We start from the raw sequence: 20,233 nt of genomic DNA on the forward strand, positions 1-20,233 counted from the left end.
GTTCGCGTCGACGGATAGCGCGGGACCGGCGACCGGTCTCCACACAGATTCTGCAACCGCACCGGGGCTGGTCGGGCGACGCGGCGTGAGTCGCAGGTGGATCCGGGTAGGCGCCGGATCCTGTGTGGAACGCGGTCGGGAGCGGGGCGCGGGGTCGGGACCCGGGGACGATGCGCTCGCTAGTGCGCCTTGTCCTCCGCGGGCGGCTCCTCGACGCCCACCTCGGCGGGGTCGACGCCCACGGACTTTCCGAGCTCGTGCGGCTTGGCCATCCGGTTCGAGGGCAGCGGCAGCGGAGTCGAGCGCTTCTCGTAGAGCTTGCGGTAGAAGCGATCGCGCGCGAACAGCAGGGATGCGCCCAGGGCGGCCGCGAGCACGGAGGCGGACAGCACCGACAGCTTGACCACCTCGGCGTTCTCGCCGCCGAAGGCGAGGTCGCCGATCAGCAGCGACACGGTGAAGCCGATGCCGGCGAGCATGCCCATGCCTGTGACGTCGAGCCAGGACAGGCCGCGGTCCAGCTGGGCACGGGTGAAGGTCGCCACCAGCCAGGTGGCGAGCACGATGCCGAGGGGCTTGCCGATCACGAGGCCCGCCATCACGCCATGCGCGACGGGGCTGGACACCAGCTCCGAGATCGCCTCGGAGTTGATGGTGACGCCGGCCGCGAAGAACGCGAACACCGGGACCGCGACGGCGGCGGAGACAGGGCGCCACACGTGCTCCCAGTGCTCCGCGAGCGAGGTGCGCTCGCCCTGCCGGGCGACGGCGGGCACCATCATGCCGAGCGCGACGCCGGCGATGGTGGCGTGGATGCCGGAGGCGTGCATGAACGCCCACGCGGCGAACGCGATCGGGAACAGCAGGTAGGCGTTGCCCCAGCCCTTGCGGATCAGCAGACCGAACACGACGATCGCCAGCACCGCGGCGCCGAGCCACAGGAAGTTGAGGTCCTCGGAGAAGAACACCGCGATGATGATGATCGCCAACAGGTCGTCGACCACCGCGAGGGTGAGCAGGAACGCGCGCAGGGCGTTCGGGAGCCACTTGCCGACGACGGCGAGCACCGCGACCGCGAACGCGATGTCGGTCGCCGTGGGCACCGCCCAGCCCTGGAGGGAGCCGTCGGGACCCAGGTTGAACAGCATGTAGAGCAGCGCGGGAACGGCCATTCCTCCGACCGCGGCCACGATGGGCACGATCGCGGTGGCGGGACGGCGCAGCTCGCCGGCGACGATCTCACGCTTGAGCTCGAGGCCGACCACGAAGAAGAAGATCGCCAGCAGTCCGTCCTTGGCCCACGTGGCGATGCTGAGGTCCAGGTGGAGCGCGTGCGGGCCGATCGTGAAGTCGCTGAGGTTCCGGTAGAAGTCCTGGAGACCGGTGTTCGCGAAGATCAGCGCCGCCGCGGTGCCGATGAGCAGCAGGATCCCGCCGGCCCGCTCCGTGCGCAGCACGTCGACGAGGGTCCGCTCGGTCGACGGCGTCAGCCGCGAGAAGAGACGGGAGGCGGGGCTCGAGGTCATGACGCTCCTGGGACGGGTACGGGGGTCGCCGCCATCCTATCGAGAGCGTCAGACCGGCTCCTGAACCCCCGTGCGCTGCGGCTGAGGAGGGTCGAAGCGGTAGCCGACGTTGCGGACGGTGCCGATGAGCTGCTCATGCTCTGCGCCCAGCTTGGCGCGCAGGCGGCGCACATGGACATCGACGGTGCGGGTGCCGCCGTAGTAGTCGAAGCCCCACACCTCCTGGAGCAGCTGGTCACGCGTGTAGACGCGTCCAGGGTGCTGCATGAGGTACTTGAGGAGCTCGAACTCCTTGTACGTGAGGTCGAGCGGCACGCCCTTGAGGCGGGCGGTGTAGCCGCCCACATCGACGGTGAGGTCCCCCGACGAGAACTCCGCGACGCGGTCGAGCGGGTCGGCGGCGTTGGCCCGGCCGATCAGCAGTCGGATACGTGCCTCGACCTCCGCGGGCGAGGCCTCCGCGAGCACCACATCGGCGGCGCCCCAGTCGGCGTTGACGATCGACATGCCGCCCTCGCGCAGCACCAGCAGCAGAGGCACCGCGACACCGGTCACCTGGATGAGGTTGCAGTTGTTGCGCGCCTCCACCAGGTCGGTGCGGGCGTCGACCACCAGGACGTCGGCGTCCATCGCGTCGAGCATCGCGGACGGCTCCGGCGCCACCACACGGGTCCGGTGGGACAGCAGTGCGAGGGCAGGCAGGACATCGGCCGCGCCGTCTGCCGACGGCGTGAGCACGAGCAGGTCTGCCATCGCCACCTCCGATTGCGCTTCACTTTAGCGGTGCCAGGTCTGAGACACTAACGCCCATGCTTTCGACCACCAGGGCGACCATCAGCGCGTCTGCGGCCGCGCTCGTCGCCGTGGGCGGATTCCTCGGCGCCACCGCGCTCGCCGCGACTGTCCTCGCGCTCGTCGTGCTGCTCGCGCTCGGGTGGCCCGTGCTGCTGCGCGCCTCGCGCCGCCGCACGGCCTCGGTGATCCTCATCGGCGGCGGCGCTCTCGCCCTGGTGGCGGTGCTCGCCGGACGCGTCGAGCCGCACCTGCGCCACATGGCGGTCGCGGTCGCCCTCATGGTCATCGCCGCGCTCGTGGCGGAGGTGTTCTGGCCCAGCTCGCGCGGCCGGGCCGTCACCTCGGTGGCCGCGACGTGCGGCGGCGCGATCGTGGTGGCCTCGGGCGCCGCGTGGGTAGCCGCCGCCCGCACGAACGGCGCCGAGGACCTCGTGGTGACCGGCGGGATCGCCCTCGCGGTCGCCGCCGTCACGGGCGTGATGACACGCAGCGCCCAGGCGAACTCGCTGATCGCCCTCGCCATGGGCACGCTGTCGGGCGTCGCGACCGGCGCCCTGTTCCCCGAGATCCCGTGGTACGCCGGCGGCGGCGTGGGCCTGCTGTGCGCGATCATCGTGACGCTGCTCCAGGAGCTCAACCGCCGCGAGCCGCGTCAGCCCGGCTGGCTGCCGGGAATGGCATCGGCCCTCGCGCCCGTTCTTGCTGCGGGCGCGCTCGTCTACATCGGCGGCCGCCTGCTCGTCGGCTGAGGTCATCCCGGAGGAAAAGTGGTCCTGCGCATCGTCATCGTCGTCGCGATCCTCGTGCTCGCGACCGCCGTCGCCCTGTGGTGGCAGCGGCGCCAGGGCGTCGCCCGCGAGGTGGAGCGCGCCGGGGCGCTGTCCTCCACCACGCTCGGCGCCAAGCGCGGCTACCACGCGACCTTCGTCCAGTTCTCGACGCCCATGTGCGCCAAGTGCCCGCCGACCGCCCAGCTGCTCACCCGCATCGCGGCCGAGGACCCTCGCGTCGCGCACATCGAGATCGACGCCGCCGAGCGGCTCGACCTGGCGCGCGAGCTCGAGATCATGCGCACCCCGACCATCCTGCTGCTCGACGGAGACGGCGTGGTGGTGTCGCGCATCTCCGGGGCACCCACCGAGCAGCAGGCCCGTGAGGCCCTCGCCGCCGTGCCGCGCACCGGCACGGACTACACCATCTAGCCGTAGACTCCGGCTACCAGCGAGGGGAGCACCATGAAGGACATCCAGATCGACCCGCGCGGGCCACGGTTCGGCGCGTTCTGGCAGCTCGCGTTCTCCGTGTCCGCGCTCATCGCGGGCGCCAACCCGGTCGGCATCGCGATCATGGCCGTCCTGCTCATCCTGTTCATCCCCGGCGCGATCATCGGCCCGCAGGCCACGCTGCAGGGCTGGGTGTTCCGCAAGGCGATCCGCCCGCGCCTGGACCCGCCCAAGGAGACGGAGTCCTTCCGCCCGCCGCGCTTCGCGCAGCAGATGGGTATCACCTTCTGCATCCTCGCCGTCAGCTCGGGCGTCCTCGGCTTCGACACCGGCTTCTACGTCTTCACCGGCTTCGTGACGTTCGCGTCCTTCCTCAACAGCGTGTTCGACCTCTGCCTCGGCTGCGAGATCTACCTGCTGTTCAAGCGCGCCACCACCCGCGCCGCCTGACATGCCCACCCTCGTCGTCAAGATCACGTCCGGCCCGGAGCGCGTCGAGACCCTGATGCAGGCGTTCACCGTCGCGTCCACGGGCGCGGCGTCGGGCCTGGACGTCAGCGTGTGGCTGACCGGCGACGCGACCCTGCACGCCCTCCCCGGCACCGACGAGGTGGTGATCCCCCACTCGCCGCCGCTGTCGCAGCTGCGCGACGCGATCCTCGCGTCCGGCGGCAGGCTCACGGTGTGCGCGCAGTGCGCCATGCGACGCGAGATCACCGAGGACGACCTCATCCCCGGCGCCCGGATCGCCGGCGCCGCCGCGTTCGTCGCGGAGGCCATCGCGCCCGACGCGACCGCGCTGGTGTACTGAGCCACCGCATCGTCCCCCGCGATGCGCGTGGAGCGGGACCTCGGTCCCGGCATAGACTCGGCGCATGACTGCTCTCGAGGTCACGTTCATCGCGCTCGCCGTCGCCGCCTTCGCCGCCACCGCCTGGGTGGCCGGCGTGGTCGCCTTCCGTCTGGTGAAGGGCCCGAAGCGGTGACGTTCGTCATCCCGTCGGATCTCGCACCCGAGGTCTACCCCCTCGCCTGGGTGGTGGGCACGTGGGAGGGCCACGGCGTCATCGACTACCCGGGCATCGACGCCGCGGACTTCCGCCAGCGCGTGGTGTTCGACCACGACGGCGGGCCGTACCTCTCCTATACGTCCTCCATCACGCTGATGGGCCCCGACGGTGAGGTGGGCCAGGTGTGGTCCGTCGAGTCCGGATTCTGGCGCGTCGCGCCGAGCGCCCCCGAGGGTGTCGAGCTCGCCGACTTCCAGCACCCGCTGGAGGTGGTCCTCGCGGACGCCTCCGGCCTGCTCACCGCGTACTTCGGCGCCGTCGGCAACGGCCGCATCGACCTCGCGACCCGCTTCGCGGCGGCCACCGAGTCGGGCCCCGACGTGCGTGGCGCGACCCGCATGTACGGCAACGTGGGCGGCGAGCTCATGTGGGCGTGGGACATGGCAGCCTTCGGGCACGAGCTGCAGTCGTACGCGAGCGCCCGCCTCGCCCGCGTCGACGGGCCGTCGGTCCCCGAGGGCGCCGAGACGGTGGGTCCCGACGAGGCTGAGGAATCCTGAGCGGCCCTCCGCTCGTTGACACCGTCATGACCTCCCCCCTTCTCGATCGCCACGGCGCCGTCGCGGGCCTCGGCACCGACGCGAGCGTGGCGTGGCACTACGGCGACCCGACCGCGGAGCAGCGCGCCCTCGAGGCCGGCCGCGCGGTCGCCGACCAGTCGCACCTGGGCATCGTCACCGTCACCGGACCCGACCGCCTCACCTGGCTCGACTCGCTGTGCACGCAGCAGGTCGCGGGCCTCGCGCCCGGCGAGTCCGCGGAACTGATGATCCTGTCGCCCCAGGGCCGCATCGAGCACGTCGCCGGCCTGGTCGACGACGGCACCACCGCCTGGCTGGTCACGGAGACCGCCCCCGCGCTCGCCGCGTTCCTCGACCGCATGCGCTTCATGCTGCGGGTCGAGGTGGACGATGCCACGGCCGGATGGGCGGCGATCGGCGAGGCGGTCTCGCGTCCCGCGAGCGACGGCGAGCCGGTCACCTGGGTGGACCCGTGGCCCGGCGTCACCGCCGGCGGCACCTCCTACGCGGCGGACCCGGCGGCGCTGTCCGACGCGGTGCGCCCGTGGCGCCTCGTGCTGGTACCGCGCGCCACGCTCGCCGCCGAGATCGAGGCGCGCGTCGACGCCGGCTGGACCCTCGCCGGCACGTGGGCGACGGAGGCGATCAGGATCGCCGCGCATCGTCCCCGCGCGGCCTTCGACGTCGACGACCACTCCCTGCCGCACGAGCTCGACTGGCTGCGGACCGCCGTCCACCTGCACAAGGGCTGCTACCGCGGCCAGGAGACCGTGGCGAAGGTGCACAACGTGGGCCGGCCGCCGCGGCGCCTCACCATGCTGCTGCTCGACGGGTCGGGCCACTCGCTTCCCGAGCTCGGCGCCGACGTGCTCAACGCCGAGGGCGCGACCGTGGGACGCGTGACCTCGGTGGCGCGCCACCACGAGCTGGGCCCCGTCGCCCTCGCGATCCTCAAGCGCTCCGTCGACCCGTCCTCCGTGCTCACGGTGCCCACCGACGGCGGGCCGGTGTCCGCCGCTCAGGAGCTGATCGTGAACGCGGACGGCTTCTCCGCCGACCGTCCCCCGAAGCCGGGTCCCACCATGAAGGGCCTGCTCATGGGCAAGGGCTGCGCCGCCGACGGCGGCGACCTGCCCGGCTGATCGCGGCGCCGTTCCCGGCGCTCGGAGCGCCGCGGGGTTACGGTGGCCCCGTGGAGATCCCCGTGAGCGATCTGGCATCGCACCTGGACGATGCCTTGGCCGCCGCCCGCGGCGGCGAGGACGTGATCCTGACCGAGGGCGGCCTGCCGGTCGCCAGGCTCGGCCCCGTCGAGTCCGCGTCCCTGCTCGAGAGGCTGGCCGAGGAGGGCGTGATCGCCGTGCCCGCCTCCGACCGCGCCGTGCCGCGGCTGCCGCAGGCCGAGGCGGCCAAGGACGCGCTGTCCAGCCTGCTCGGGCGACTGCGCAGGTAGCCGTGGCACTCGTCTACCTCGACACGTCCGCCCTGCTCAAGCTGTGCGTCCTCGAGACGGGCAGCGACCTCGCCGTGTCCCTGTGGAAGGGGGCCGATGCGCTGGTCACCTCCCGCATCGCCGACGCCGAGGTCCGGTCCGTGCTGGCGTCCGCGGAACGCATCGGGCGCATCGACGCGGCACCGGCGGCGGCCGCGCGCGACCGCTGGAGCGAGCTGTGGCCCGGGCTGGTCAAGGTCGAGGTGAGCGCCGCCGTATGCGAGCGCGCCGCGGACCTGACCGACCGCCGACCGCTGCGCGCGGGCGACGCCATCCATCTCGCGAGCGCGCTCACGCTGGCCGGCGCCTCGCCGGTGTTCGCATGCTGGGACCGGCGCCTCGCGGCAGCCGGGCGCGCGGAGGGACTGCAGGTCCTGCCCCCTGCGTTAGCGTAGGTACCCGTCGCGCCTACCCGGAGGTACCCCCATGTTCGGCTTCCTGCAGGACACCGTCGTGCTCCTCATCTCGCTCGCCGCGTTCGCGGGCGCCATCTGGGGGCTGATCGACGCGGCGCGGCGGCCCGAGGGCGCGTTCACCGCCGCCGGCAAGTGGTCCAAGACCATCTGGCTGGTGATCCTGGGCGTCGCGACCATCGTCGCGTTCATCTCGCTGCCCTGGCCGCTCGGCACGGGCGGCGGCATCGGAGGCATCCTGGGCATCGCCGCGATCGTCGCGGTCATCGTGTACCTCGTGGACGTGCGCCCCAAGCTCGGCGGCGGCTACGGTCCCTCCGGCGGCTCGCGCGGGCGCTCCACCGGCGGCTGGTGACCCGCGGGTGAAGGCAGTCCTCCAGCGCGCCTCGCGCGCCTCCGTGACCGTCGACGGCGCCGTCACCGCGTCGTTCGACCGCCAGGGGATCGTGGCCCTCGTGGGCGTCACCCACGGCGACGGCCCCGAGCAGGTGCAGACCATCGCGCGCAAGATCGCGGAGCTGCGGATCCTGTCCGATGAGAAGTCGGTGGCGGACGTCGACGCGCCCGTGATCGTGGTCTCCCAGTTCACCCTCTACGCGGACACGCGCAAGGGCCGCCGTCCCTCGTGGAACGGCGCCGCGCCCGGCCCCGTGGCGGAGCCGCTGGTCGAGGCCGTGGTGACCGCGCTGCGCGCCCGCGGTCTCGACGTCGGGACCGGGGTGTTCGGCGCGCACATGGACGTGTCGCTGGTGAACGACGGCCCCATCACGATCCTGCTCGAGGCGTAGTCCCCCGGGACGCGACGAGGGGCCGGCCACCGGCCGACCCCTCGCGTGCGGAGGCTCGCGTCAGACGTCTCGGGAGCGGAGCACCCACAGCGCCGCGAGGTACGGCAGCACCGCCCACGCGAGCAGGACCAGCAGGCCACCCGCCGGCGACAGGCCGATCTCGCCGGGACCGGGGCCCTGGGCCGCGGTTGCGGCCTCGCCCGCGACGGAGGGCAGCACCCTGCCGACCCAGTTGGCGATCGAGTTGTTCACGGCGAGCAGGATCCCCGGCGCGATGAGCTGCATCGCGACGATCGTGAAGATGGTGCCCACCGACGACCGCATGAGGACGCCGAGCGCGACCGAGAGCACGGCGATGACCACGTAGGTGAGCAGCTCGACACCGAGCACCTTGAGCGTGGTCGGATCGGCGAGGTCGATCGACATGCCGGCGTCCGCGAGCGTGCCCTGGGTGGCCAGCCAGGCCGCGACCGCCCCGACCAGCGCGATCCCCAGCGCGAACAGCGCGGCGATGGTGGACTTGGCCGCCAGCACGGCACCCCGAGCAGGGGTCGCGGTGAACGTGTTGCGCGCCATGCCCGTGGTGAACTCGGACGTGGTGAACAGCGCGGCGAGCACCGCGACGAGGATGAGCACGAAGATCGAGCCCGAGTAGAGGGTTCCCATCCCCAGCGCGCTTCCCGTGGTGCCCTCGGGCACGGTCACGGTGCCTCCGCTCGCGCTCAGCAGGGGGATGAGCACGAAGGCAGCGAGCGCGACGAGCACGAGGATCCACGTCGAGCGCACGGATCGCGCCTTGATCCATTCGGAGCGGACGGCACGCGCGTAGCCGGCGCGGTGCGTGACCACATCCGTGCCGACGGCCCGGTCGGTCTGAGTCGCGGCGCTCACTTGGAGGCCTCCTTCGCTGCAGCGTCCTGCTCCGTGGGCACTCCGGCCCGGTACTCGGTCTGGTCGGCCGTGAGGTGCATGTACGCGTCCTCGAGGCTCGTGCTCTCGTCGCGCAGCTCCGCGAGCCACAGGCTGTTGTCGCGCGCGATCCTCCCGATCGCGCGGGCGTCGAGCCCCGTGATCGAGATCCGCTCGCGGTGGTCGACGGCCTGGACCGCGCCGCCGGCGGCCGTGACGGCCTCGGCGAGGCGGCCGGCGTCGGGCGACGTCACGAGGACCCCCTCGCGGGCGTGGGCCTGGACGAACTCGTGCAACGGCGCGTCGGCCAGGATGCGCCCGCGGCCGATGATGATGACGTGGTCGGCGGTCTGCTGAACCTCGCTCATGAGGTGGCTCGAGAGGAAGACCGTGCGGCCGTTCTCGGCGAGGCGTCGCGCGAGCTGGCGCACCCACAGCACGCCGTCCGGGTCGAGTCCGTTGACCGGCTCGTCGAACATGACGATCTTGGGGTCGCCCAGCAGCGCGCCCGCGATGCCGAGGCGCTGTCCCATGCCGAGCGAGAAGTTGCCGGCCTTCTTCTTGGCGACCTCGGTGAGGCCGGTGAGCTCGAGCACCTCGTCGACGCGGCGGTCGGCGATGCCGTGCGTGGCGGCGAGCGCGCGCAGGTGCGAGCGGGCCGAGCGGCGGGGGTGCACGCCCTTCGCGTCGATGAGCGCGCCGATCTCCCCGAGCGGGGTCGCGAGCCGCGCGTACGGCTTGCCGTTGACGGTGACCTGGCCGGCGGTGGGCCGGTCGAGGCCCAGGATCATGCGCATGGTCGTCGACTTCCCGGCGCCGTTGGGGCCGAGGAAGCCCGTGACGACCCCGGGCTGGACGGTGAAGGTGATGTGGTCGACGGCGGTCTTGCTGCCGTACTTCTTGGTGAGGTCTCTCGCCTCGATCATGTGCTGCGCCCTCCCAGTGGTGCATTGTCGGCCGGTGCTCGACGAGGACCAAGGTAGCCGCGATATCGCTGCTCCGACCAGACCTCGGTCCCGTCAGGGTTTCGCCCTACTACAGCCGTGGTACCTGGACATATGCTCAACAGGCGCGCCGCGCATCGTCGCGCCGCCCCTCGCCAGCGGCGGCGTCGCGATGGTATGACGGGGCCATGAACTGGCTCCTCGACGTGCTGTGGAACCTCGGTGACCTGGTGCGGCGCATCATGCGCGCCGACCGCCAGACACGGCGCTGACCCGGCGCCTCCCCAGGCGGCCTCGTGCCCGCCGGACGGCGCCACCCCACCCGGCCGCCGCATCGTCCCCCCGCATGTTTCGGCGCGGTAACCATCGTCACGCCCCTGGCGAACACGGGCATGAGCGGCGGGGGCCCGCCGTTAGCCTGGAATCACCCGCGGTGGGCGACCGTCGCGACCCCGGCCCCGGCCGGACGAATCAAGGGAGGCTGACATGTTCGAACGGTTCACCGATCGAGCCCGTCGAGTGGTGGTGCTCGCGCAGGAAGAGGCGCGGATGCTCAACCACAACTACATCGGCACCGAGCACATCCTGCTCGGCCTGGTGCGCGAGGGCGAAGGCGTGGCCGCGAAGGCCCTCGAGGCGATGGACATCTCCCTCAACGGCGTCCGCGAGCAGGTCCAGGAGATCATCGGCGAGGGCTCGCACGCCCCGTCCGGCCACATCCCCTTCACGCCGCGCGCCAAGAAGGTCCTCGAGCTGTCGCTGCGCGAGGCGCTGCAGCTGGGCCACAACTACATCGGCACCGAGCACATCCTGCTGGGCCTCATCCGCGAGGGCGAGGGCGTGGCGGCGCAGGTGCTGGGCAAGCTGGGCGCGGACCTCGGCGGCGTGCGCCAGCAGGTCATCCAGCTGCTGTCGGGCTACGAGGGCAAGGAGCCCGTCACGTCGGGCGGCGGCCCCCAGGAGGGTCAGCCCGCGGGCTCGACCGTGCTCGACCAGTTCGGCCGCAACTTCACGCAGGCCGCGCGCGAGGGCAAGCTCGACCCCGTCGTGGGCCGCGAGCTCATCATGGAGCGCGTGATGCAGGTCCTGTCGCGCCGCACCAAGAACAACCCCGTCCTCATCGGCGAACCCGGCGTCGGCAAGACCGCCGTGGTCGAGGGCCTGGCCCAGGCGATCGTGCGCGGCGACGTGCCCGAGACGCTCAAGGACAAGCACCTGTACACGCTGGACCTCGGGTCGCTGGTCGCGGGCTCCCGCTACCGCGGTGACTTCGAGGAGCGCCTCAAGAAGGTGCTCAAGGAGATCCGCACCCGCGGCGACATCATCCTGTTCATCGACGAGATCCACACGCTCGTGGGTGCCGGCGCGGCCGAGGGCGCGATCGACGCGGCCTCGATCCTCAAGCCGATGCTCGCGCGCGGCGAGCTGCAGACCATCGGCGCGACCACGCTCGACGAGTACCGCAAGCACGTCGAGAAGGACCCCGCGCTCGAGCGTCGCTTCCAGCCCATCCAGGTGCCAGAGCCGGAGCTCGCTCACGCGATCGAGATCCTCAAGGGCCTGCGCGACCGCTACGAGGCGTTCCACCGCGTCACCATCACGGACGACGCGATCGTGGCCGCCGCGACCATGGCGGACCGCTACATCTCCGACCGCTTCCTGCCGGACAAGGCGATCGACCTCATCGACGAGGCGGGCGCGCGCCTGCGCATCCGTCGCATGACGTCGCCGCCGGAGCTCAAGGAGCTCGACGACAAGATCGCCGGCGTCCGCCGCGACAAGGAGTCCGCGATCGACTCGCAGGACTTCGAGAAGGCCGCGTCGCTCCGCGACGTCGAGCGCCGCCTCTCCGAGGAGCGCTCGCGCAAGGAGGAGGCATGGAAGTCGGGCGACCTCGACGTCGCCGCCGTGGTGGACGAGGACCTGATCGCCGAGGTGCTGTCGATGTCCACGGGCGTGCCCGTGACGCGCGTGTCCTCCGACGAGTCCTCGCGTCTGCTCCACATGGAGGGTGAGCTCCACAAGCGCATCATCGGCCAGGAGCAGGCCATCAAGGTCCTGTCCCAGTCGATCCGCCGCACGCGCGCCGGCCTCAAGGACCCGAAGCGTCCCGGCGGCTCGTTCATCTTCGCCGGCCCGACCGGTGTGGGTAAGACCGAGCTCGCCAAGGCGCTCGCCGAGTTCCTGTTCGGCGACGAGGACTCGCTGATCTCGCTCGACATGTCCGAGTACGGCGAGAAGCACACGGTGGCCCGCCTGTTCGGTGCGCCTCCCGGCTACGTGGGCTTCGAGGAGGGCGGCCAGCTCACCGAGAAGGTGCGCCGCAAGCCGTTCTCCGTGGTCCTGTTCGACGAGGTCGAGAAGGCCCACCCGGACATCTTCAACTCGCTGCTCCAGATCCTGGAGGACGGCAAGCTGACGGATGCCCAGGGTCGCGAGGTGAACTTCAAGAACACCATCATCATCATGACCACCAACCTCGGTGCCGACGCGATCTCGCGTCGCCAGGCGACCGGCTTCTCCGCGATCAAGGAGGGCGGCCACACCTACGAGGACATGGTCAAGCTGGTGAACGGCAAGCTGAAGGAGCACTTCAAGCCGGAGTTCCTCAACCGCGTCGACAACGTGGTGGTGTTCCCGCAGCTCACGCAGGCGGAGATCATCCAGATCGTCGACCTCATGGTCGCCCGCCTCGACGAGCGCATGAAGGACAAGGACATGGGCATCGAGCTCACCACGGCGGCCAAGCAGCTGCTCGCGGAGAAGGGCTACGACCCGGTCCTCGGAGCGCGACCGCTGCGCCGTGCGCTGCAGCGCGAGATCGAGGACCCGCTGTCGGAGAAGATCCTCTTCGGCGAGGTCACCTCGGGCCAGATCATCCGCGTGGACGCGCAGGGCGAGGGCATCCTGGGCGAGTTCACGTTCGAGGGCATCGACCGCGACGCCGTCGTCGGCGAGCCCGTCGAGGACCCCGAGGTGGCTTCCAAGCCGGAGTGACCTTCACCTCCCGGTGAGTCCGAGGGCCCGATCCCCGTTCGCGGGGGCCGGGCCCTTCGCATGTCCGGGCCGCGCGTCGAGTTCCCATGACGCTTGTGCAGGGAGTGACGCGGATCGACTCGTGTGGCGGTCACATCCGTCACGCGAGAACACCCTCGTCACAAGCGTCAGTGGGAGTCACCCCGCTGCCAGGAGGAATCACCCCGCGGCACCACCTAGGCTGACGTCATGACCCACGATCCGTATGTGGCCGACGCCGCCCGCTACGACACCATGGACTACCGCCGCTCCGGCGAATCGGGGCTGGTGCTGCCCGCGATCAGCCTGGGCCTGTGGCAGAACTTCGGCGGCCACCACGCCCTCGACAACCAGCGCGCGATCCTGCTCGCCGCGTTCGACATGGGCATCACGCACTTCGACCTCGCGAACAACTACGGACCGCCGCCGGGCAGCGCCGAGACCAACTTCGGCGGCTTCCTCGCGCGCGACCTCAAGCCGTACCGCGACGAGATCGTCATCTCCACCAAGGCCGGCTATCACATGTGGCCCGGGCCCTACGGTGACTGGGGCTCGCGGAAGTACCTGCTCAGCAGCCTCGACCAGTCCCTGACGCGCATGGGCGTGGACTACGTCGATGTGTTCTACCACCACCGTCCGGACCCGGACACGCCCATCGGCGAGTCGATGATGGCGCTCGACCGTGCCGTCCGCTCGGGCAAGGCGCTCTACGCCGGCATCTCGAACTACGGTCCCGAGGAGACGCGCGAGGCGGCCGCGATCCTCGCGGACCTGGGCACCCCGCTGCTCATCCACCAGTTCAAGTACTCGATGTACGAGCGCACCCCCGAGGACGGCCTGCTCGACGCGCTCGAGGACACGGGCACGGGTTCGATCGTGTTCTCGCCCCTCGCGCAGGGCATGCTCACCGACCGCTACCTCAAGGGCATCCCCGACGGCTCGCGCGTCACGCACTCGCAGTTCCTCAGCGAGGGGCAGATCACGGAGACGTACCTGGAGCGCACGCGCGCGCTCAACGCGATCGCGCAGGAGCGCGGCCAGACCCTCGCTCAGCTCGCGTTGCAGTGGGTCCTGCGGGGCCGTCGCGTCACGTCCGCGCTGGTGGGGGCGTCCTCCGTCGCGCAGCTGCGCGCCAACGTCGAGGCGCTGGGCTTCCCCGACCTCACGGCCGAGGAGATCGCTGCGATCGAGCCGCACGCGGTGCACGGCACGTACTACGCGTGAGGACGATGCGCGGCTAGAGCGAGCAGCGACCGGTCGCCTCGTCGCGGGTCACCAGCCCGTCGGAGACCAGCCCGTCGAGGCACCGGTCGAGCTGCCCCGGCTCGACGTCCGCGAGCGCGGCGTGGCCTGCGATGTTCAGCGGCGCCGCGGCGGCACGCAGCAGCGCCATGATCCGGCCCCGGACCTGCCGGTCGGTGCCGTGCCACGCCTGGGTGCGGCGCGGCGCCGCCTCCAGGCCCGGGCAGCCGGCGGCGAACCACGCGCACGTCGATGCGAGGGGGCACTCATCGCACCGCGCGACCCTCGCCGTGCACACGAGCGCGCCCAGCTCCATGGACGCGACGGCCCACTCGGCGGCGCCCGCCGGGTCCGCAGGGATGAGCGACCGCGCGTGCGTGCGCTCGCCCACGGTCTGGTGCGCGGCCGGCAGGGCGTCCCCGCGCCACGCGCGACCGATCACGCGGCGGACGTTGGTGTCGAGCACCAGCGCACGGCCGTGGAACGCGAACGAGACCACCGCGGCGGCCGTGTAGTCCCCCACGCCGGGCAACGCCCGCAGCTGGTCGACCGTGGCGGGCACCTCGCCGCCGTGACGCTCCACCAGCACGACCGCGCACTCCCACAGGCGCTTCGCACGCCGCGGGTATCCGAGGCGTCCCCACGCGCGGACCGCGTCCGCCTGGGTGGCGGCCGCAAGCGCCGCCGGGGTGGGCCACCGCTCCATCCACTCGCGCCAGACCGGCTCGACGCGGACCACCGGCGTCTGCTGGAGCATGATCTCGCTCACCAACACGCCCCAGGGCGTGGTGCGACCACGCCAGGGGAGGTCCCGGCCCGCCTCGGCGAACCATTGGCGCACCGCGTCCACCATGTCCTCGGAGCGGGTGTCGGGGCGCGCGGCTGCGTTCTGCGGTGCGGTCGGCATGGCTTCATCATCCCAGCGGATCGCACGCCTACCGTGGATGGCGAACGTGGGGAGGAACCATGAAGGGTCTACGCGCACCTGTGGGGAACCAGCCCTCGGAGGTCTACTGGCGACGCAGGATCGTGCTCCTGGTCGCGCTCGGCGTCGTGGTCGCGCTCGGATGGCTCATCGTGAGCGCGCTGTCCTCCGACGGCGCGAAGGCCGATCCCTCGGCGAAGCCCGAGGCCGTGAGCTCCTCGAGCACCAGCCCCGAGCCCACCGAGAGCACCACCGCGACCGCCTCCCACGAGGTCGGCGCGTGCGCGAAGGACGCGATCGAGGTCTCGATGGCCGCCAACCCGGCGAACGTGCCCGCGGACACCCAGCCCAAGTTCGACGTCACGATCGACCAGAACGGCGACGTGCCCTGCGTGCTCGACGCGACGGGCGACAACACCAGACTGGTGATCACGTCCGGCGATGACCGCATCTGGAGCTCCGCCGACTGCCCCGCCGAGCAGGCGCTGATCGGCAAGGAGTGGCTGCTCGACGCGGGCGCCTCGAAGGACGTCCAGGTCGCATGGCCCCGCATCCGCAGCGCCGAGGGCTGCGCCGCGACCGATCAGGCGCCGGGTGCGGGTACCTACTGGGCACAGGTCACCGTCGCCGGGGTGAAGGCCGACGCGGTCCCGTTCGTGCTCGAGTAGTGGCCGTCAGGATCGGGTGGGGAGCGCGAGGCCGACCGCCTGCCCCACCGATCCGACCGGGTGGACCCGCACGCTCGCGGCCACCTTGCCCACCTCGACGCCCGCGGGGACGATCACGTCCGTGAAGCCCAGACGAGCGGCCTCCGCGACCCGCTGCGCGACCGCGGAGACGGGCCGCACGGCGCCGGACAGCGCGACCTCGCCGACGGCGGCCCATCCCGTCCGCAGCGGCCGGTCCGCGCGCGCCGAGGCGAGCGCGAGCGCGAGCGCGACGTCCGCGGCGGGCTCGGTGACGCGCGCGCCGCCGACGGTGGACACGTAGACGTCGTCCGCGGCGACGGCGAGTCCCACGCGACGGTGGAGCACCGCGAGCAGCATGGCCACACGCGGGCCGTCGACGCCGGACGTCGCCCGCCGGGGGTTCGACAGCGCGCTGGGCGCGACGAGCGCCTGGATCTCCGCGGGCAGGGGGCGTTTGCCGTCGATGGTGATGGTGGGGCAGGTGCCGGGGACGGCCTCGGTCTCGCGCGACAGGAACAGACCCGAAGGGTCGGACACCGACTCGATGCCCGAGTCGACCAGCTGGAAGCAGCCGACCTCGTCGACCGAGCCGAAGCGGTTCTTGAGCGCGCGCAGCAGCCTCAGCGGGCTGTGCTGGTCGCCCTCGAAGTGGCACACCACGTCAACGAGGTGCTCGACGATCCGGGGGCCGGCGACCGAGCCCTCCTTGGTGACGTGCCCGACCAGGACCATCGGGATGCCGCGCGTCTTGGCCGCCTGGATGAGCGCGGAGGAGACCTCGCGCACCTGCCCCACGCCGCCGGGCGTGCCCTCGACCTCGGAGGAGGCGATGGTCTGGATCGAGTCGATCATCACGAGCGCGGGCTCCGCGTCCGCGAGATGCGCGAGCACCGCGCCCAGGTCCGTCTCCGCGGCCAGCAGCACGTCGCGTTCGAGCGCGCCGATGCGCTCGGCACGCAGACGGACCTGCCCCGCGCTCTCCTCGCCCGTCACGTAGAGGACCCGGCCGCCGCCGCGCGCCGTGCGTGCCGCCACGTCGAGCAGCAGGGTGGACTTCCCCACGCCCGGCTCTCCCGCGAGCAGGATCACGGCGCCGGGGACCAGCCCGCCGCCGAGCACGCGGTCGAACTCGCCGACGCCCGTCGCGGAGCGCGTCGCGGCGGCGGACGACACGTCGGGGATGGGCGTCGCGGGCGCGGTGACGGCGGTGGCCTTGGTGGCGGGCCCGGCCGGCGCCGCACCCGCCTCGATCACGGTGCCCCACTCCTGGCACTCGCCGCAGCGACCCACCCACTTCACCGCGGTCCAGCCGCACTCGGTGCAACGGTATCCGGGGGTCGCCTTGCGGGTGGTGGTGGCCATGCGCCCACGCTACCGGCGGCCTCCGACAGCCGAGGCGGGCGGACACGCGAGCGCGCTCGGCGGCACCGCCTGACCACGGGCCTAGGCTGACCCCCATGACGCGCGACGAGACCGGCCTGGGCACGCCCGCGCGCGACGACGCGGAGATGGCCCGCGGGGTGGCGCCGTCGAAGCCGGCGGCACCGCGCGCCACGCCCGCACCGCTCGCGCCCGTCCCCATCGACCTCGAGAGCGACGCCGACGACGTGGCCTCCCCCCTTCCGGCGCCGCCCGCGGAGGAGGTCATGCCGGAGCCGCGCTCCCCGTTCGACCTCGCGGTCGAGGCCGAGTCCGTCGCCGCGCGGCCGAGCACGCCCACCTCGTACGAGCTGCTCGGCGCCGCCGCGGCACGCAACGCCGCGCTCCACGCCGCTGGCGCGCCCACGCCGCTGGGCGGGGTGCCGCGCGTCACCCCGGCGCAGGCGCCCTCGGATCGGGGATCGGGCGCCGTCGACGCGCCCGCCGGCCCGACGTACGTGCCCACCGTCCCCGCGCGCGCCGCGGCGCCGGCGGACGCTCCGTCCCCGATCCCGTCCTGGGTGGCGGTCGCCGAGGACGGCGCCGCGCCGCCGGCGGAGGCCACCGGTCCCGCGCTGTACCGCCCGCGGATGGCGACGGGCGAGACCCCCGCGACCGCAGCATCGTCCGCCTCCGCACCCGACCGCGACGGAGGCGACGGGGACGCTCCGGCGCCCCCTGCCCCGCCTCGGGGCGGGGACCGCGCGTGGCCGCTGATCCTCATCGGGCTCGTCATCCTCGTTGCGGTGCTCGCGGGCGCGGCGTGGGCGCTGTTCCGGCCCGCGACGGTGGAGATCCCCGCCCAGCAGGTGGTGGACGTGCCCGCGGCGCGCGTGGTCGAGCCGATCGTCCCCGAGGACCCGACGCCGTTCCTCGCGGCGATGCCGGTGACGTCGGGCATGTGGTCGCTCACCGAGGTCACCACCCCGGACCCGGCGAAGGACGCCGCGCTGCCCGAGCGGGTCGCGGAGGTCCAGGTGCTCACGTACGACGACGGCACGGACCAGGTCACGCTCACGGCCCGCCAGCTCTACACGGAGCAGGACGCCCACGACGCGCTGGTCCGCGCGGCGGGCAGGAAGGCGGCGCTCGAGGACGCGACCGTCGGCTCGACGGTCGTCGGGGAGCGTGCGGTCAGCGAGAAGGACGGCGTCACCACGGTGAGGTGGACGAACGGCAGCGCGTACTTCGAGGCGACCGGCCCCGCCGGCGGGGTCGAGGGCTTCGTGGAGACGCTCGGCCTCTGAGGCACGGCTTCGCCCACCCCGCGAGACGGTCCGAGGACCGCGCTAGGTTGGACGCATGAGCACCGAAGCAGCCGAGAACGCGTCCGCCCTGCCCTCAGTCGCCGTCGTCGGCGGCGGCGTCATGGGCGGCACCCTCATCGCCGCGATGCGGGTCGCCGGGTGGCCGGGCGCCTCCGTCACGGTCGCGAACCGCGGCGCCGAGCGCCGCGAGGCTCTCGTCGCGGCGCACGGCATCAACGCCGCCGCGGACGCCGTCGACGCGGTCACCGGCGCGGGGATCGTGGTCCTCGCCGTGAAGCCGCAGCAGATGGGCGAGGTCCTCGCCACCATCCGCGACGCCGTCGCCCCCGGCGCGCTCGTGATCACGGTCGCGGCCGCCCTGCCGGCGTCCTTCTACGAGGAGCGCCTGCCCGCCGGCACGCCCGTGGTGCGCGCCATGCCCAACACCCCGTCCGTGGTGGGCCGCGGCGCGACGTCCGTCTCGCCGGGCGCGCACGCGACCGAGGAGCACCTCGCGCTCGCCGAGCGCATGCTGCGCGCCACCGGCCTGGTGGTGCGCGTGCCCGAGGACCAGATCGACGCCGTCATCGCCGTCGCCGGATCCGCGCCCGCGTACTTCTACGCGATCACGGAGGCCCTGACCGAGGCCGGCGTGATGCAGGGCCTCGACCGCGACCTCGCGACGCTGCTCGCGCAGCAGACCTTCACCGGCGCGGCCCAGCTGCTCGCGGAGTCGGGCGACACCCCGCAGGAGCTGCGCCGCCGTGTCAGCTCGCCCGGCGGCACCACGCTCGCCGCGCTCGAGGCCATGGAGCACGCCGGCCTGCAGGGCGTCATCTCCGCCGGCGCGAACGCCGCGGTCGCGCGGTCCAAGGAGCTCGGCGCGCAGCTCGCCGGCTGACCGCGGGACGATGCCGCGATCGGGTGACCCGCGCATCGTCCCCCGCGCGTCAGGCGGCCTGGGCGACGCGCATCGCGGAGGCCGCGGCGTCGACGTCGCGCTCGTCGTTGTAGACGTAGAAGCCGAGCCGCGCACGACCGCCGCGGGAGGCGGCGCGGACGCCCGCGCGGGCCAGGGCGGCGGCGTCGACGCCATCGACGGAGACGATCGGCGAGGCCCCGGCAGGCAGGCCCAGGCGCGCGCGAAGGTCGTTCGCGAGGCCCACGCTGTGGCGCCCGATCGCGTCGACACCCTGCGCGGCCAGGAGCTCGAGCGCGATCGCACCGGCCTCGACCAGCTGCCACGGCGGCGAGGTGTCGAGGCGCCGCGCGGCGGAGCTGAGGCGGACCTCGTGCCCGTAGAGGGAGGTCCACGGGCTGTCCGCGCCGTACCAGCTGGCGTTGACGGGCCTCACCCAGGAGGCCGCGGGGCGCACCGCGGCCAGCGCGATGCCGCGCGGGGCGCCCAGCCACTTGTACGCGCTGGCGACCACGACGTCGAAGTCGCGGGCCCGCAGCGGCATCCAGCCGGCGGCGTGGCTCGCATCCACGAGGGTGCGCGCGCCTGTCAGCCGTGCGGCGGTCGCGAGCGCGTCGAGGTCGACCACCGCGCCGTCCGCGGACTGGACCGCGCTCACCGCGACCAGATCGGCGCCGCGCATGGTCTCCGCGACGATCCGCGCGAGCGGCACCGCCCGCACGCGCAGGCGCGGGTCGTTCACGAACGGCAGCGGCACGGACGCGAAGTCGCCCTGGGCGACCAGCACGCGCGCGCCGTCGGGCAGCGACGCCGCGACCATGCCGACCACCTGGGACGTGGAGCCCGCGAGCGCGACGTCGTCGGGTCGCACGCCCACGAGCGTCGCGTAGGCCGCGCGCAGACGGTCGACCACCGCGTCGAGGCGGCACGGATCGAGGGTCCCGCGCTCCCAGTCGCGGGTCGCGCGGCGCAGCGCGGCCGCGGTGGCACGGGCGGGCAGGCCGTACGAGGGCGTGTCGATGTACCCCGGAACCCGGCGGAAGGAGGACGCGATCTCGAGCATGCGACCATGGTCGCCACGCGACCATCCCTCGAC

22 protein-coding genes are annotated in these 20,233 nt (G+C 72.9%); 15 read left to right on the plus strand and 7 right to left on the minus strand.

From position 1 onward, the window contains the following. Positions 1 to 179: 179 nt before the first annotated feature. Together nhaA and AOM01_RS05060 are read right to left on the minus strand one after the other, a co-directional pair. Entirely contained in the window at positions 180 to 1,526 is a 1,347-nt protein-coding gene (nhaA, locus tag AOM01_RS05055) for a Na+/H+ antiporter NhaA (RefSeq protein WP_082110009.1), read from the minus strand. A 48-nt stretch (positions 1,527 to 1,574) separates the two neighbouring features. After that, positions 1,575 to 2,279, minus strand: coding sequence for a response regulator transcription factor (locus tag AOM01_RS05060; RefSeq protein ID WP_062289967.1), 705 nt, complete (start codon positions 2,277 to 2,279; stop codon positions 1,575 to 1,577). Positions 2,280 to 2,335: 56 nt separating this feature from the next. Here AOM01_RS05060 and AOM01_RS05065 point away from each other — a divergent pair, with 56 nt between their 5' ends. The 10 genes from AOM01_RS05065 (at position 2,336) to dtd (ending at position 7,828) form a co-directional block, all read left to right on the plus strand. Further along, positions 2,336 to 3,070: a hypothetical protein gene (locus AOM01_RS05065; RefSeq protein WP_062289970.1), complete on the plus strand. Its 735-nt coding sequence runs from the start codon at positions 2,336 to 2,338 to the stop codon at positions 3,068 to 3,070. 18 nt (positions 3,071 to 3,088) lie between these two features. Continuing rightward, on the plus strand, positions 3,089 to 3,523 hold the full coding sequence (locus AOM01_RS05070) for a thioredoxin family protein (protein WP_062289972.1): 435 nt from the start codon (positions 3,089 to 3,091) through the stop codon (positions 3,521 to 3,523). A 33-nt stretch (positions 3,524 to 3,556) separates the two neighbouring features. Further along, positions 3,557 to 3,994 carry a DUF4395 domain-containing protein gene (locus tag AOM01_RS05075; protein ID WP_062289975.1) on the plus strand — a complete coding sequence of 146 codons (438 nt, stop codon included), beginning with the start codon at positions 3,557 to 3,559 and terminating at the stop codon, positions 3,992 to 3,994. Between the two features lies 1 nt (position 3,995). Continuing rightward, a complete protein-coding gene (locus AOM01_RS05080; protein WP_062289978.1) occupies positions 3,996 to 4,355 on the plus strand; it encodes a DsrE family protein in 360 nt (119 codons plus the stop codon). Between the two features lie 171 nt (positions 4,356 to 4,526). Further along, positions 4,527 to 5,114 carry a heme-binding beta-barrel domain-containing protein gene (locus AOM01_RS05085; protein WP_062289982.1) on the plus strand — a complete coding sequence of 196 codons (588 nt, stop codon included), beginning with the start codon at positions 4,527 to 4,529 and terminating at the stop codon, positions 5,112 to 5,114. 26 nt (positions 5,115 to 5,140) lie between these two features. Further along, positions 5,141 to 6,277 carry a CAF17-like 4Fe-4S cluster assembly/insertion protein YgfZ gene (gene ygfZ / locus AOM01_RS05090; RefSeq protein WP_062289986.1) on the plus strand — a complete coding sequence of 379 codons (1,137 nt, stop codon included), beginning with the start codon at positions 5,141 to 5,143 and terminating at the stop codon, positions 6,275 to 6,277. Positions 6,278 to 6,339: 62 nt separating this feature from the next. Beyond that, on the plus strand, positions 6,340 to 6,588 hold the full coding sequence (locus AOM01_RS05095; protein WP_156155841.1) for a type II toxin-antitoxin system Phd/YefM family antitoxin: 249 nt from the start codon (positions 6,340 to 6,342) through the stop codon (positions 6,586 to 6,588). 2 nt (positions 6,589 to 6,590) lie between these two features. Further along, positions 6,591 to 7,022, plus strand: a complete 432-nt coding sequence (locus AOM01_RS05100; RefSeq protein ID WP_062289992.1) for a type II toxin-antitoxin system VapC family toxin — start codon at positions 6,591 to 6,593, stop codon at positions 7,020 to 7,022. Positions 7,023 to 7,053: 31 nt separating this feature from the next. Next, positions 7,054 to 7,395 carry a DUF2516 family protein gene (locus AOM01_RS05105; protein WP_062289994.1) on the plus strand — a complete coding sequence of 114 codons (342 nt, stop codon included), beginning with the start codon at positions 7,054 to 7,056 and terminating at the stop codon, positions 7,393 to 7,395. Between the two features lie 7 nt (positions 7,396 to 7,402). Then, positions 7,403 to 7,828, plus strand: coding sequence for a D-aminoacyl-tRNA deacylase (gene dtd, locus AOM01_RS05110; RefSeq protein WP_062289998.1), 426 nt, complete (start codon positions 7,403 to 7,405; stop codon positions 7,826 to 7,828). Between the two features lie 60 nt (positions 7,829 to 7,888). Here dtd and AOM01_RS05115 read toward each other — a convergent pair whose 3' ends face one another. Both AOM01_RS05115 and AOM01_RS05120 read right to left on the minus strand, forming a co-directional pair. After that, a complete protein-coding gene (locus AOM01_RS05115) occupies positions 7,889 to 8,719 on the minus strand; it encodes an ABC transporter permease (RefSeq protein ID WP_062290001.1) in 831 nt (276 codons plus the stop codon). Then, positions 8,716 to 9,663, minus strand: coding sequence for an ABC transporter ATP-binding protein (locus AOM01_RS05120; RefSeq protein ID WP_062290004.1), 948 nt, complete (start codon positions 9,661 to 9,663; stop codon positions 8,716 to 8,718). Before AOM01_RS05120 ends, AOM01_RS05115 begins: the two co-directional genes overlap by 4 nt. A gap of 504 nt (positions 9,664 to 10,167) precedes the next feature. Here AOM01_RS05120 and AOM01_RS05125 point away from each other — a divergent pair. Both AOM01_RS05125 and AOM01_RS05130 read left to right on the plus strand, forming a co-directional pair. Beyond that, positions 10,168 to 12,678, plus strand: coding sequence for an ATP-dependent Clp protease ATP-binding subunit (locus tag AOM01_RS05125; protein ID WP_062290006.1), 2,511 nt, complete (start codon positions 10,168 to 10,170; stop codon positions 12,676 to 12,678). Between the two features lie 228 nt (positions 12,679 to 12,906). Next, positions 12,907 to 13,920, plus strand: coding sequence for an aldo/keto reductase (locus tag AOM01_RS05130; protein WP_062290008.1), 1,014 nt, complete (start codon positions 12,907 to 12,909; stop codon positions 13,918 to 13,920). A 13-nt stretch (positions 13,921 to 13,933) separates the two neighbouring features. Here AOM01_RS05130 and AOM01_RS05135 read toward each other — a convergent pair whose 3' ends face one another. Beyond that, positions 13,934 to 14,845 (minus strand): HhH-GPD family protein, encoded by a 912-nt coding sequence (locus AOM01_RS05135; protein WP_082110010.1) that lies wholly within the window; start codon positions 14,843 to 14,845, stop codon positions 13,934 to 13,936. Positions 14,846 to 14,904: 59 nt separating this feature from the next. Here AOM01_RS05135 and AOM01_RS05140 point away from each other — a divergent pair, with 59 nt between their 5' ends. Next, on the plus strand, positions 14,905 to 15,531 hold the full coding sequence (locus AOM01_RS05140; RefSeq protein WP_156155842.1) for a hypothetical protein: 627 nt from the start codon (positions 14,905 to 14,907) through the stop codon (positions 15,529 to 15,531). 6 nt (positions 15,532 to 15,537) lie between these two features. Here the strand turns inward: AOM01_RS05140 and radA are convergent, their stop codons facing one another. Then, positions 15,538 to 16,914 carry a DNA repair protein RadA gene (radA, locus tag AOM01_RS05145; protein WP_062290012.1) on the minus strand — a complete coding sequence of 459 codons (1,377 nt, stop codon included), beginning with the start codon at positions 16,912 to 16,914 and terminating at the stop codon, positions 15,538 to 15,540. A 95-nt stretch (positions 16,915 to 17,009) separates the two neighbouring features. On the opposite strand from radA, the gene AOM01_RS05150 reads away from it, so the two are divergent. Together AOM01_RS05150 and proC are read left to right on the plus strand one after the other, a co-directional pair. Then, entirely contained in the window at positions 17,010 to 18,218 is a 1,209-nt protein-coding gene (locus AOM01_RS05150) for a hypothetical protein (protein ID WP_062290015.1), read from the plus strand. A 55-nt stretch (positions 18,219 to 18,273) separates the two neighbouring features. Further along, positions 18,274 to 19,119 carry a pyrroline-5-carboxylate reductase gene (proC, locus tag AOM01_RS05155; RefSeq protein WP_062290018.1) on the plus strand — a complete coding sequence of 282 codons (846 nt, stop codon included), beginning with the start codon at positions 18,274 to 18,276 and terminating at the stop codon, positions 19,117 to 19,119. Between the two features lie 49 nt (positions 19,120 to 19,168). Here proC and AOM01_RS05160 read toward each other — a convergent pair whose 3' ends face one another. After that, the gene (locus tag AOM01_RS05160; protein WP_062290021.1) at positions 19,169 to 20,200 is read right to left on the minus strand and encodes an aminotransferase class V-fold PLP-dependent enzyme; all 1,032 of its coding nucleotides are present in this window, start codon (positions 20,198 to 20,200) and stop codon (positions 19,169 to 19,171) included. Positions 20,201 to 20,233: the final 33 nt, after the last annotated feature.

Source organism: Demequina phytophila (assembly GCF_000971135.1).
GTDB classification, from domain to species: Bacteria; Actinomycetota; Actinomycetes; order Actinomycetales; family Demequinaceae; genus Demequina; species Demequina phytophila.

Coding starts and splice junctions, on each gene's coding strand:
- AOM01_RS05120 (WP_062290004.1), bottom strand. CDS start 9,663: ATGATCGAGGCGAGAGACCTCACCAAGAAGTACGGCAGCAAGACCGCC.
- radA (WP_062290012.1), bottom strand. CDS start 16,914: ATGGCCACCACCACCCGCAAGGCGACCCCCGGATACCGTTGCACCGAG.
- AOM01_RS05060 (WP_062289967.1), bottom strand. CDS start 2,279: ATGGCAGACCTGCTCGTGCTCACGCCGTCGGCAGACGGCGCGGCCGAT.
- nhaA (WP_082110009.1), bottom strand. CDS start 1,526: ATGACCTCGAGCCCCGCCTCCCGTCTCTTCTCGCGGCTGACGCCGTCG.
- AOM01_RS05075 (WP_062289975.1), top strand. CDS start 3,557: ATGAAGGACATCCAGATCGACCCGCGCGGGCCACGGTTCGGCGCGTTC.
- AOM01_RS05140 (WP_156155842.1), top strand. CDS start 14,905: ATGAAGGGTCTACGCGCACCTGTGGGGAACCAGCCCTCGGAGGTCTAC.
- AOM01_RS05125 (WP_062290006.1), top strand. CDS start 10,168: ATGTTCGAACGGTTCACCGATCGAGCCCGTCGAGTGGTGGTGCTCGCG.
- AOM01_RS05150 (WP_062290015.1), top strand. CDS start 17,010: ATGACGCGCGACGAGACCGGCCTGGGCACGCCCGCGCGCGACGACGCG.
- AOM01_RS05130 (WP_062290008.1), top strand. CDS start 12,907: ATGACCCACGATCCGTATGTGGCCGACGCCGCCCGCTACGACACCATG.
- ygfZ (WP_062289986.1), top strand. CDS start 5,141: ATGACCTCCCCCCTTCTCGATCGCCACGGCGCCGTCGCGGGCCTCGGC.
- proC (WP_062290018.1), top strand. CDS start 18,274: ATGAGCACCGAAGCAGCCGAGAACGCGTCCGCCCTGCCCTCAGTCGCC.
- AOM01_RS05080 (WP_062289978.1), top strand. CDS start 3,996: ATGCCCACCCTCGTCGTCAAGATCACGTCCGGCCCGGAGCGCGTCGAG.
- AOM01_RS05105 (WP_062289994.1), top strand. CDS start 7,054: ATGTTCGGCTTCCTGCAGGACACCGTCGTGCTCCTCATCTCGCTCGCC.
- AOM01_RS05160 (WP_062290021.1), bottom strand. CDS start 20,200: ATGCTCGAGATCGCGTCCTCCTTCCGCCGGGTTCCGGGGTACATCGAC.
- AOM01_RS05065 (WP_062289970.1), top strand. CDS start 2,336: ATGCTTTCGACCACCAGGGCGACCATCAGCGCGTCTGCGGCCGCGCTC.
- AOM01_RS05135 (WP_082110010.1), bottom strand. CDS start 14,845: ATGCCGACCGCACCGCAGAACGCAGCCGCGCGCCCCGACACCCGCTCC.